The sequence below is a fragment of the Alcanivorax sp. genome, from assembly GCF_002733835.1.
Taxonomy (GTDB): domain Bacteria; phylum Pseudomonadota; class Gammaproteobacteria; order Pseudomonadales; family Alcanivoracaceae; genus Alcanivorax.
Genome location: NZ_NVWY01000010.1, coordinates 11,432 through 23,818, shown reverse-complemented (window position 1 = coordinate 23,818; position 12,387 = coordinate 11,432). Strand labels below are relative to the sequence as shown.

Below are 12,387 nucleotides of genomic sequence, written 5' to 3'. Positions count from 1 at the left end.
GAGGTACGAACCCCAAAACCGGTCAGCCCGGTAGGTCGAATTCACCCAAGGGCACAGAGAGCCTGAAAGGCGTAATCCGACATTGACCGTTTACCCCTACCAACAAGGCCAGGTGTCGGGTTACGGCTACGCCTAACTCGACCTACAAACATGAAATTTGACCAAGGGCACATCCTGTCCCGGTCAATTAAGCATAAAGGTGGAGTATTCCAGTTCCGCCATTTTGCGGCTCACCAGCCACAGGCCAAGCAGCACACACACCGCCAACGCCAACAGGAAACCGAAGCCGAAGAACTGTGGCCCCAGGTACAGGCTGATGCCGGTAAAAATCACGTTAAGCACAAAGAACAGTCCGGTCAGCAGCACCAGCATGCGGCGCTGATCCAGATAACAGAACACGTTGATGATGGCGAGGAAGACCACCTGCAGGGCGGTGGCGATCAGTTGCACCTTGAGCAACGGCAGATACAGCTCCGAAATGCCCAAAGCGTTAAAGATCTGCGCGCCGGCCACCATGATCACCAGCGCCGAGATCGCCTGAATCTTGAGAATCTGGAAGATGCCCTGGCGAATGACGAACACCATCTGGTTGCGCATATCTTCGATATAGGACAGTGATCCGCCCTCACGGACCGCATCGTAGAAGTTGGAGTAGTACTCTACAAAATCGGTCTCCATGCGCACCAGAAATACGGCCATGCCCGGGATCAGTGACAGGTAGGACAGGAACACGGGAATATCGTAGATCAACGAGGCCCGCAGCGGCCCGATCACATCGCTACCGGTGCCGTCGTAAAACCAGAACATGGCCTTGTCCGCCCACACCCCGGCATTATAGAAAAAGCCCACCAGCATCAGGCTGGGGTACAGGTATTTTTTACCGAACATGTCGAACGAGACGATGCTCTCGGCCGGGTAGCCTCGCACAATCAGTACCAGCATCCCTGCCAGCAGGGTCACCTGCCCCAGCAGAAACCCCAGCAGCAGGCCATCCAGGTCCAGAAACCGCAACATCAGGGCACCCAGCACCGTAATGGTGTAGCCCAGGGCGTAGAGCAACAAAATGGCCTTGTACTGCTTCATGCCGGAGAGAAAAACGGTGGCAATCCAGATATTGCTCAACACCACAAAACAGGCGATCAGCAGCACCCGGAACAGCACACTCTGCCCGGGAAACAGGAACATGGCCGCCGGCAACGCCAGCAGACCGGAGATAACCGTCACCAGCACCGTAACGCCACCAAAATTGGGCAGAATCAGGTCTTCACGGTTTTCAAACGAACGGTCCGCACAGAAGCGGGTAAAGGCCAGCTGCACAATGCCGGTGAGAATCAGGCTGATGGCAATCAAATAGGTCACGGTAATCTGGAACTGTGTTACCGAGGCATCCGGCACCACCATGCCCAGGCTGAAGATACCGATAATCAGAATACCGATAATCGATAACACCCAGGGGCCGGAACTGATTACACCGGCATAGGCATAGGCCCGGATCAGACCAAGCAGGGTGTCCTTGCGCAGTAGTCGACGCAGTTCAAAACCGATGCCGGCCATTAGTGGCGTCCCTCCCGGTAGCGGTCGGTGCTTTCTTGCGGGCTGGCTGCGTCCGTGTCCCTCACCAGCGACTGGTACAGGTCACGGTAGGCGCCAAACATCATGTCCTGGGTGTACAGGTTCTCCACCCGGCGAATGCCTGCCTGCTGCGCCTGGTGCCAGGCATCCCTATCTTTCAATAGCGAGGCAACCGCATTGCCCAACGCTTCCGGGTCGGCAATGCCCACCACTTCGCCGGCTTTTCCATAGGCCCGATCGGCTTCGCCCAGGCCTTCAATCAGCTGACGGCAAGACCCCACATCCGTGGAAACGGCCGGCACCCCGGCGGCAAAGCCTTCCAGCAACACCAGCGGTAACGCCTCACTGATGGAACTGAGCACGATCACCCCCACTTTGGGTAGCAGCTCATCAATTTTCTGGAACCCCAGAAACTTCACATTTTTTTCCAGCCCCAGACTGGCCACCAGGCCGTGGCACTCCCTGGCGTATTCCTTGTCTTCGTCTTCCGGGCCGGCAATCCAGCCTTCCGCCTCTGGCAATACATTGACCAGGGTCCGCATGGCACGCAGAAACGTTTTCACATCCTTGATGGGCACAACCCTGCCAATCAGACAGGCCACCGGGGGAACCGATTCACCCCGAGCCGCCCGCACTTTCTGCATGCGCGGTAGATCAATGCCATTGGGGATATTCAGGGTGCGCTCTGGCGGCGCGCCGTCTTCCATTTGCCGCTCCCGGTTGCGCTCATAAAGCGCCACGATCCGGTCCGATGCCTGGTAGCACTCGCGCCCCAGCTCGGTGAAAAAATTCACCCATTTTTCGCGGAAATAGGCCATCTCCGCGTTGTTCTTTTCCACCAGGCCGCGGTTATCGCTGATCCATTCGCTCTGGAACAAGTCGATTTTGCGCTCCTTGGTATAAATACCATGCTCGGACAGCAACAACGGCTTGCCGGTGCGGCGCTTGAGCATGGCACCCAGAAAGCCCGCATAACCGGTGGAAATGGTGTGGTACATCTTTGCCGGTAGCAGGTTGTTGGCAATATCGTTGAGCACCCAGATGGGCGAATGCATGATGCGAACAGTCCAGAAATAATCCACAAAGGACGGATCCCGGCTGAACTCGCGATACGCTTCAGCAATGTAATCCCAACTGGCCCGGCTGTGCAGGAACGATTCTTCGGAATAATCCTCCCCTTCCCCCAGGTGCGTGACGATGCGGCTGAACAGTTCGCTGCGTTCTCTGGAGTGAACGCCCTCTTTCACCATTTCATGGAAACGCCGCAGGTCGGCATAGGCCTTGCGATTGCCCTTTAAGGAACGCTTTTGTGGCCCCCGCTGAAAATTGTGCAGGTAATGCACTTCCAGGTGCACCACGTTATCCGGCAATTCATATTTCATCTCGCCGTAGTCTTCCGGGCGGCTGCCCACAAAACAGCAGGCAAAGGTATATTCGGGAAAACCACGAATAATCTGGTTTACCCAACTGGACACGCCGCCACTCACATAGGGAAAAGTGCCTTCCAGTAATAAACAGATATCGGCGCTATCCGCCCGTGGCAGGCTCATAGCCCCTCCAGAATTCAACGGATTTATTGAGTTGGGTGAACTGGCTGTCATCGGTAATTTCACGCATCAGCAACCGTACCAGCGGTATTTGCCGGCGCTGCAGGGCGATCTCCGCAAGCCAGGGATTCACTTTCGCTGCAGACAACCCCAGACGACGGGCAAAGGTCATGGACTGATGCGCTTCACCAATTTCTCCCTGGCCTAACTGAATGCGCCCGCGCAGCAACCACAAACCGGCATCCTCTGGCGCTTCCATCAAGCCCATGTCGGCGTAGAATGCGGCCCGTTCCAGCGTCAGGGTACGGATATCCCCGCGCACCAGGTCCTGATAGTTCAGCTCCCAATACAGTTCACAAAGACGACGGGCCAAACGGTAGCGGCGCGACTCCGTGGCCCGCTCCAGCAGATTCAGGGCCCGCTCGATATCCCGGGTAATCTCCTTTTCTTTCTGATCGAGAATCCCGTAAGCCAGTAGCCGCAAGTCTTCAAAGGAATCGCCCAGGGTATGGCGCAACAAATTGCCGGTTACCCTGGCCGGCATATCCTTGAGCACCAGCATCCCCTGCACCCGCAAGGCATTCGGCGCCCGGGATGTAGTCAGCAGGTTTTTTAGATCGATTTGCCGAAAGCCCGCTGCGCTGTTGACCTGTACCGGAGAAAAATAAGGCTGCTCCACCAATCCGAAGGGTTTGTCCCGAAACAGCGCCGGTAGCCAGATACCCAATGCCACCCCACCCAGGATGGTGATCAGCCCCACCGCCGGGATAAAAAACGCAAAAGAAAAAATCAGCACCCAGGACAGAATTTTTGGCGTCCTGAAACGTGCCGGCAGCAATCCCCAGGCAACAAACGACAACAGCGCCGACGCCAACCCGTGAGAGAACAGGTACAGCACGAACAGCGACAGGTCAGCCTGTCTGCTCAACAGCAACAGCAGGGAGGCGATCTCCGCACTGATCGCATAGATAAGCAGCTTGAGACTAGACACCCGCCGCCTCCAGTAGCTCAGCCACCTGCTCCATTGCCTCACGCTGATCCAGGTGGCGGTAATAGAACTGCACCCCGGCCTGGCGCAGGCTCATGAACGCATACTCATCGGCCAGCCATTTCTCGGTACGCAGCACAAAGCCTTCCAGACTGGATTCCCCGGTCATCGGCATCATGATCATCAAGACGTTGTCATTCAGCCACCAGGCAAGATCCAGGCTGCGCAGGCCGCGGGCCAGCGCATCAAGAATCAGCCCTGCCTGTTCGCTGTCATCCGCGACAAACAAGGTGAGGGAGGTATCCACCCGGCCGCCCTCACGCAGACGTACCAGCGCAGCCAACTCACTGGCAATCCGGAATGGCATGGTGGGCCAGCGGTCCAACATGTCATCGACTTCATCGCCGGCATGCACCACATCCGCATAGAAGTTAAGCAGCACAGACAACAGCTGCAGGTTTTCATAATTGATGGACAGGAACGGCAAACGCTCAATCACCATCACCCCGATCAAGGCGCCACCACTGTTGATAATCGGGGCCGCAACCAGATACTGACCATGGTAGTTACTGTCGTGGTCATGCTGCTGCACATGGGCAAGCAGCTGGTTTTCCAGTGCATGCTGGAGCAAAGCATTGTTGCGCTCCAGCGGGCGCATCTCACCCAGTTGGGCCGCGGGCTCATCGTCGATATGGCCGTCCACCACCCGATAAAGCGCGGCACGCTGCAGCTGGCAATATTCCGCCAGCATGTGAATCAGATCGTCCGCTGCAGGAAGCCGAACCCTGTCACTTTCATCCAGGGTCAGATCGCGCAATCGCACCAACGCATCACGCACGGTATAGGGCTTGATCAGCAGGTTTTCTTCCAACCGGTCATGGGAAAGACGCAACAGCACATACCGCTGCGTCAAATTCTGCAAACGCTCCAGTGCATAGCTGGCGGCGCTGTCTGCGCGCATCAGTTTGACGCGCCACATATCCGCAAACTCACCGCAAATAAGAATAATCACGAAACCACCAAGCATGGTGGTTTCCGGAAAGTCCATGCCTGAATAGAAACCCAAAGACGTGAGCAAAAACCAGCTGGCCACCAGACACAGCATGCCGAACACCCCGAGCAAGCTACCGTAACGCAACGCCAGTAGTATCGGCACCAGCAATACCCAACGGAAGGTCCCGATGAGTGTCAGCGGATCCTCCTCGCGCAGCCACAACCCCATGACAACGGCCAGCGCCATCAGAATCACTGCTTCGCACAGCGACCACAGCACTCTTGGCTGGGGCATGAATAGCCCCGCCAGCTTGCCGTTACTGATGCGCTCAAGCATTACTGCACCACCGGGGCGAGCAATTTATCGATGACTTTCTGCCCGGTTTCGCTGAGCGACTGGCGTGCCCAGCCGGCCCGTGAGCCCGTGCCGCTATAGACGATACGCCCTTCCGGCAATTCACGGATTTCGATCATTACCCCCACCGCGGGCTCACCATCAACACCGGTTTTATAGCGCCATTCGTGTACTACCCCGCTCACCACATATTGGGCCGATTGCGAGGCGACCCACTGATTCATGTTCTTGCGGTTGGCCGCCGAGGTGCCTTCAAACAGCACCCCTTCATTATCGCTTTCCGGGTAGCGGGTTACGTTATTCACGCCATGGCGATACAGCACGGATTCGACAATGGCTGCCGCCCGCAACCCCGCCTGGGGAGTGGCAGTGCGGTTGACCATCGGCAACACCAGCCAGGTGCCCTCGCCGGACAGTTCCACATCCTGGCTGCTACGAACATGGGTACACCCGGCCAGCACGGTGGCTAACAGCAAAGTTCCCAGTAGCACAATGCTCAGTCTCATTGGATTCACTCCTAATAATAAACTCTATATTGCAGCCCGAAGCGGTAGCTGTCTTCACCACTACCCCCGCTATTGAGCTGTTGTTCTGCATACAGCTTCCATTCATCCCGACCGATCAGCGGCCCCTCCACACCGAAGCGGCCGGTAAAACCCGCTCCCGAGAGGCTGTTATGGCTGTAACCAATTTCTGCCCAGCCCTGCAAACGGTGCGGACGAATATGCACATCCGGCTGGCCCAGCAGGAACACCACTTCCGATTCGTGATAGTCCTGCGGCAGCGGTAACGTCTGGGCGCCGGGCGGCAGCAAGGCACGTACTTCGGCCATGCTGTCGTTGCCGGCGGTAAAGTCCGCCTGGGTATGCCTCACCCGCACCCCGGGAGAGAAGCGCGACAACCAGGGGCGCCAGGTACTCTGGGCATTAATGATGCTGCCGCTGCCCAGATCACTGTCATTGAGATCCTGATAGTCATAGTTGGCCCAATCCACGCTGCTTTGCCAGGTAGAGGATGGCGTCCAGTTCAGCAACCACTGGCTACCGGTACGCGACGCACCGAGAATCAGCAGGGACGACTCATCCGCCGGCATTCGCCATTGGTAATTCAGGCTACCGGACCAGTACCGCGTCCAGTTCGCGCCCAGCTCCAGATCCGCCATGGTTTCGCTGTTGCCCAACAGGTTGCGCTGGCCCAGCTCCAGGCGGCTGCGGAACCGTTCGCGCTGGTAAGCCAGCGCCATCGACAGCCGCTGCTCGTCATCACTGATTTGCAGCAGTTCGTCATCATTGCTGCTGAAATTGCGCTGGCGGGCTTTCACAGACAGCTGGGTGAAATCACTGAGCGGCTGGTACTGCACAAACTGCAGATCCTGAATATCCAGCGCCCCCAAACGGCGCTGTTCAATATGAAACTGTGACGAGCGGGCCGTGGGCAATAGCAGGCTTTCCTGCAGGTTATTGCTGCCGGCCAGTTCCGGCGACCCGGCCTGAATGGCCATGAAGGTACTGGCAGCACGGCGCGGCTCATCCAGCCGCACCTGGGCTTCCAGCTGCTCGGACAGGGTAAGCTGGCCCTGATACTGCTCACGGATCTGCGCCACCGCGTCCAGATCATCCTGCACCAGGGCAAAAGCCAGTGCCGAGCCGGCTTTGAGCGCCCCTTGCGCCTGCTGTTTACGCAAATACCAACTCTGGGCCAGCAAGGGCTCTGACTGCCCGATCGCCCATTGCGCCAACCACTCGGCCCGGGCCACTGGATCACTGTCCATGCCTTGCGTTTGTGCCCGGGCCAGCTTCAGTGAGGTATCGCCATCGTCAAACAACAGACTCAGCGTCAATTGCATGTCCCTGTAAATGGCCTGCTTTTGCGGCTCGACCGTCAAGGGCAATTGTTCCTTGAGGTGCCGCAGCACCGGCCAGGCCTGCCCGTTTCGACCGGCGGCAATCAACGCCTGGGCGTAATACCACTGGCGCTCCCAGTTCTGGGGTGCGGTTTTCAGCAATTCGGTTTCATAGCGCAGGGCCTGTTCCGCATTGCCCAATGCCATGTGTGACGCCGACAGCACTTCCCAGTAGCGCCGGTCACTGCGGATCACATCTTCCCAGGTGACCAGAGCTTGTCGCAGCTCCCGGTCCTGGCCGGTGGCAACCAGTAGCCACATCCAGCTGATCCGGGTTTCCCGGTCATTGGCGTTCAAAGCTAACGCTTTCTGCAGCCAGTGCTGCGCGGCTTGCGTGTCACCGCGACGCAATTGCAGGTTGGCGTAGAAGCGCAGAAATTCCGGAGTCTGCATCAGCGTTTGCCACTGCTCTTCACTCAACCCTGCCAGGAAAGCATCAATGGCCTCATCATCGCGGCGATCGTTCAGCTGGTAGAGCGCCCCCAGGGCAAATTGCGGATTGCGGTTCTTCTGCCAGGCCCGACCCATCAGTGATGCCACCCGATCCGGGCGGTAATAACGGGCCAGCGTGATGTATTGGTACAAATCGGTAATCTGGTCGTCGTCGTGATCCACCAATTGCTGGTAACGATCCAGCGCCAGATCCCACTCGCCCAACTCTGCGGCCATCACCGCAATACGCCGGGACAGTGCCGGCGAATAGGCCAATTCACTGGCATCACGGTCCAGGTCCTGCAAGGCTTTTTCGCGCTGGCCATCCAGCCAGAACAGGTCTGCCGCCTGGGCCGCCATGGCTTCCTCCGGGCCAAAGCGGTCCATGTATTCGCGGGAGTAGCGCGCAGCCCGCACATCCTCACCCTGGTTCAGGGCGAGCCGCTGCATTTCGCGCAATGCGGCCTTGCTGGGATAACGCCGGCGCCAGTCTGCGAAGAAGCGCAGGCCCTCATCCGGTTGGCCCAGCAGCTCATACTGCTGGCTGATGGTGGCAATGATGTCGGCATCGTAGGGAGAGGCGCTCAACAGCGCCTTGTTGGCCCGCAGCGCGAGGCGGTTGCTGTAAGTCAGCGGTGCCAACACCAACACCTGCTTCCAGGCCTCCGGATCATTACTGCGCAAGGCCACCTGTCGCCAGGCTTTCAGCGAGGTTTCCGGATCCCCCTGCCAACGGGATATCTCCGCCAATCGGCGCCACCAGCGTTCATCATCCGGGCGCCAGTAAAGGGCGTTTTCAGCCACCTGCCTGGCCCGAACCAGGTTCCCCGACCCCACGAACACCTGGTAACTGCGGTCGTAATAACGCTCCACATAGGGCGCCGGCGTGTCCGCATGGGCAAGCGGCACGGCAGACAACAGTGCGAGGGGGAAGATCGCCGCATGGAGCCATTGTCGTATCCACGGGCGGCGGGTCATCGGCTACCCTCCACGGACGGCAAGCTTAGCAACAACACCGCGTAGTGCTCGGCCACCGGCATGTTGCCGCCCGCCTGGGCCAGGGTCATCAAGCGATACAACACGGCCTTGTCGTGATAGAAAGCGCGCTCACGGGCCTGAGCTAAACGCAGCGCCTTGTCATGCAGGCTGCCCGCTTGCAGCGCGTTGAGTGCAGCCAGGAAATAGCGCTTGCGCACCGTGTAATTTCCGCGTGCGTCCATGGCCGCAATGTAGGCATCCGCAGAGTCGGAATAGCGCCCGTGGGCGAGCAGCACTTTTGCCGCCTTGACGTGCCACTGGCTGGGGTTGGCCGCACTATCCGCCAACCGGCGATAGGCTTGCACCGCCAGGTCCACGCTACCCATGGCCAGGGCCATGTCAGCGAAGCGGATGCGTTTTTCACTGTTCAGGGCGGCCCAGTCAATCGCGCGCAAACGGGTCAGGGTTTCATGTTCAAGCATGGTGCCACGGCGATTGTCGGCGTCTATGGCCATCAAACGGGTAAAATCCCGGCGCAATTCCAGCCAGGCGATCTGGGTGTCATAGCGGCCATTGGTATCAGCAGCCACGATTTGCAGCTGGTCATCCGCCGCCACAAAGTTACCTTGCAGAATCAACTCCCGTGCCATCAACAAACGTAGCTCATGGTCATCCGGTTTGGCTTTCAGCCAGGCTTGCATATAGCTGAATGTCACCGCGTCCAGACGCGCAGTACGCAGGGATGAGGACAAGTCCCGCGGGAACAGCATCCAGCACACCACGCCGATAAGAATCAGAAAGGCGAATAATTCCGGTAGCCCAACAACCCGCAGCCGTTCAGTGCGGACATTGTAGCCGTAGCTCATTGAGCCCACGCGCCGCACTCCTGTAGTGATATAACCGGCCTTCCCTGCCGGCAGGTTTGAGTGTTGTTCCCTGATGAGACAAGGTGCAGCCCCTGGCATTGCCCAGGGTAAAATCCAGTGGCGCCATCGCTTCCAGGGAAAAACGCAAGTTTCGTCCGTCGCGGGAAAAGGCCGTCAGCCGGCCATTCGCCTGCTGTAAATACGGCACCCTGCTGTCCTCGTCGCTGGATGATTGACCTCGCCAATGGGCGTTGGCACCGCTCAAATGCACATAGCGCCCGGGCTTGTCTTCACGGTAGCCGGCCACACCGCTGCTGTGTGCCAACGCGGGAAACGCCAGCCCGTCCGGCAGCCGTAACGTACGTAGCTGACCGTTGCCCTGAATCCACCATTCGTCACCACGGCGGCCAATCACCATATCGTTGAAATCCAGCACCTTGCGACTGTAGTCCGATGCAAACAGCGGAAAATACGGCTGCTCACTGGCCCATTGATATACCCGTCGCAGGGACTCCAGTGATGCATTCTTGCTGGCGATATAGGTGTGGTAGTAAATATCCACCGGTTTAAAACGATAGGGCGTTTCGGTCAGCTTGAAGGTTTCGATAACCCGCTCAAAGCCATAGAAAGGCCCGGTCCACTCATTGGTATAAATATTTTCATTCTGGTTGGGCGCGTAGACCTGGTATTCATCCCCTTTCGGGATACCAATGCCCTTCACCAGCGTCCAGGTGGGCTGGCTGTTGGTGATGGTCGTATCGCTGCCGTTCATGTTCAACAGGCCGCCTTCACGGGCCGCTTTCAGCGCTTCCGGTGTGGGAATGGTGTCACCACTCCACAGCACCATGCGGGTCTTCTTGCCCGGCGGCAACAGCTCGCGTTCGATATAGTTTGCCGAGCCCACCACTTCACGGACCGGGTCCATGCGGTAATCCTGTATCGGTAACCGCAACTGACCTTCCGGCCCGTACAGTTCCCCGGGGTTTGCCTGGGCGTCGTACCAGAAAAAGGGATGCGAGTAAGTGTGCGTTGCCGCTTCCACATGGGGCAGGGCAAACATGGCGCGGGCAATACGCTGCAGTTCGGGGGCCATTTTGGGGTACAGCCCCTCACTGGACACTTCCCCTTCAATCACGGAAATGGTGGTGGGGATATCAAACTTCTCGAGAATTTCATCCAGCAGCACCAGGGCATCCGCTTTCCCCCGGTACCCTTCCACTTCCGCCAGGCTGGGGAAGCCATCGCCGTCCATGTGCGCAAACAACAATCGCCGCCCGTTTTCCGTGGTCACGTCCGGGATCGGCATGGCCGGCAATTGCAGGGCGTCACGAGTGAAGGTGAGCGGATTAAGCACCCAGCGATCCCCGGCGCCGGTCTTCACCCCTGGTAGTGCGGCACGAATCAGGAAAGGCTGAAAGGCGTAGCCACCCCAGGGCGTTACCGCCACCGGAGTAAAGGTCTGATTTTCACTACGTAATTTTAACCAGGGGGTGGCGTTGTCGTTATCCACCGGCGCAGACAACTCCAGCAGTTTCGGTAACGTAACTTCAAACCCCATGTCCGGGTGCTGAGAGACAATCTGTGGCGGGCTTGCCGGCGTGTTGCGCGACTCAAAACCGAAGTCCCGGGCATGGGGGCCCTGCGGGTCAATGGCGGGATAACCCAGCATCAGGATGGGCACGCCGGCCTCTTTCTGTTGTGCCAGCCAGTCTTCAAAGCCATCGCTGGCGACTTCCGAATCTTCCAGCCAGATAACAATGCCCGCATAACGGCCGGCCAGCGTGCCCGCCGGCATGGGCGCATCCACCGCACGAATATCCGGCACCAGGCCCTGAAACTGCAGGGGCATCAGCCCGTAGCGCACCGCATCGGTCAATTCCCAGGTGCGCTCCTCGCTGCCGCCGTACACCAGCAGCACCTGGCGGGGCAGAATTTCCAGCTCCCCCACGCCCATCATGTCCAGCGCCGGGTTGGTGACCCAGGGAATGACGTTGTGTTGAGCAATGTCGCTGGCGATCTTGCGCGCCTGATCACGGGACGCAGGAGGCGCATAATCAATGGCGATAGTGCTGACGCCATAACGCTCACGGACCTGTTCAAACTGACCCAGCAGCCAGGCCCTGTCTTCCTCCGGGACAGCGGTAAACTGGTCCTTGTCCGGCAACCACCGCTGGTAGAGGGACTCGGCCGCCACCGCATCCACCCGGGCCTGCACCAGCGGCATCAGTTCGAAACCACGATTAAAAATAAACCCCGCCTGGGGATGGCGCTCGGCGATGGCATTAATTAACGCCGCCAGCCCCTGTCGTTGACGCTCACGCGCGGCCTCGTCTTTGGCAACCAGCTGATAGCTGTCCAGGGTGTCGAGGAAAAAGCCACGGTAGCCCTTGGCCCAGAGCGGTTCGATCACGGCATCGATAAAATAACTGCGCAGCGCCGGGGAAGATTGATCAAGAATAAACGAGCCCCAGTCCGGGTTTTTACCCAGCAACCAGGCCTTGTCCAGGCCAGTAAAATAATGCCGCTGGGACAATACCTCGCCCAGGCTCACATAGGCATAGAAGGTTTCGTCCCGATAGGCCTGCGGCAAACTGTCGGCCTGATCCGGCTCCACCACAGGAAAATCAAACGACGCCAATGACGACCATGGAATATCCGGGCCGTAATAAAAAGCCGCCGTTTTGGAGTCACTCTCGCCCTGTGCCGCGGCAGCGGCTACAGCAATTAAGCAGCAGAACGAGAAAATAACGTAA

General features: G+C 58.4%; 8 protein-coding genes. All 8 read right to left on the bottom strand.

What is annotated here, in order from left to right; genetic code table 11:
- Positions 1-183 precede the first annotated feature (183 nt).
- From pelG to COA55_RS07020, 8 genes are read right to left on the bottom strand one after another with little or no spacing between them, the layout of a single operon-like run.
- Entirely contained in the window at positions 184-1,554 is a 1,371-nt protein-coding gene (gene pelG / locus COA55_RS07055; protein ID WP_290501155.1) for an exopolysaccharide Pel transporter PelG, read from the bottom strand.
- A complete protein-coding gene (pelF, locus tag COA55_RS07050) occupies positions 1,554-3,122 on the bottom strand; it encodes a GT4 family glycosyltransferase PelF (RefSeq protein ID WP_290501154.1) in 1,569 nt (522 codons plus the stop codon). Before pelF ends, pelG begins: the two co-directional genes overlap by 1 nt.
- Entirely contained in the window at positions 3,100-4,110 is a 1,011-nt protein-coding gene (locus COA55_RS07045) for a hypothetical protein (RefSeq protein WP_063521423.1), read from the bottom strand. The genes pelF and COA55_RS07045 overlap by 23 nt, the downstream gene beginning before the upstream one ends.
- On the bottom strand, positions 4,103-5,437 hold the full coding sequence (locus tag COA55_RS07040) for a PelD GGDEF domain-containing protein (protein WP_063521422.1): 1,335 nt from the start codon (positions 5,435-5,437) through the stop codon (positions 4,103-4,105). The genes COA55_RS07045 and COA55_RS07040 overlap by 8 nt, the downstream gene beginning before the upstream one ends.
- Positions 5,437-5,961, bottom strand: coding sequence for a hypothetical protein (locus COA55_RS07035; protein ID WP_063521421.1), 525 nt, complete (start codon positions 5,959-5,961; stop codon positions 5,437-5,439). Before COA55_RS07035 ends, COA55_RS07040 begins: the two co-directional genes overlap by 1 nt.
- 11 nt (positions 5,962-5,972) lie before the next feature.
- Positions 5,973-8,768 carry a tetratricopeptide repeat protein gene (locus COA55_RS07030; protein WP_290501153.1) on the bottom strand — a complete coding sequence of 932 codons (2,796 nt, stop codon included), beginning with the start codon at positions 8,766-8,768 and terminating at the stop codon, positions 5,973-5,975.
- Entirely contained in the window at positions 8,765-9,634 is an 870-nt protein-coding gene (locus COA55_RS07025) for a hypothetical protein (RefSeq protein ID WP_290501205.1), read from the bottom strand. The genes COA55_RS07030 and COA55_RS07025 overlap by 4 nt, the downstream gene beginning before the upstream one ends.
- Positions 9,606-12,272, bottom strand: a complete 2,667-nt coding sequence (locus tag COA55_RS07020; RefSeq protein WP_290501152.1) for an endo alpha-1,4 polygalactosaminidase — start codon at positions 12,270-12,272, stop codon at positions 9,606-9,608. Before COA55_RS07020 ends, COA55_RS07025 begins: the two co-directional genes overlap by 29 nt.
- Between the last annotated feature and the right edge of the window lie 115 nt (positions 12,273-12,387).

Coding starts and splice junctions, on each gene's coding strand:
- COA55_RS07035 (WP_063521421.1), bottom strand. CDS start 5,961: ATGAGACTGAGCATTGTGCTACTGGGAACTTTGCTGTTAGCCACCGTG.
- pelF (WP_290501154.1), bottom strand. CDS start 3,122: ATGAGCCTGCCACGGGCGGATAGCGCCGATATCTGTTTATTACTGGAA.
- COA55_RS07030 (WP_290501153.1), bottom strand. CDS start 8,768: ATGACCCGCCGCCCGTGGATACGACAATGGCTCCATGCGGCGATCTTC.
- COA55_RS07040 (WP_063521422.1), bottom strand. CDS start 5,437: ATGCTTGAGCGCATCAGTAACGGCAAGCTGGCGGGGCTATTCATGCCC.
- pelG (WP_290501155.1), bottom strand. CDS start 1,554: ATGGCCGGCATCGGTTTTGAACTGCGTCGACTACTGCGCAAGGACACC.
- COA55_RS07025 (WP_290501205.1), bottom strand. CDS start 9,634: ATGAGCTACGGCTACAATGTCCGCACTGAACGGCTGCGGGTTGTTGGG.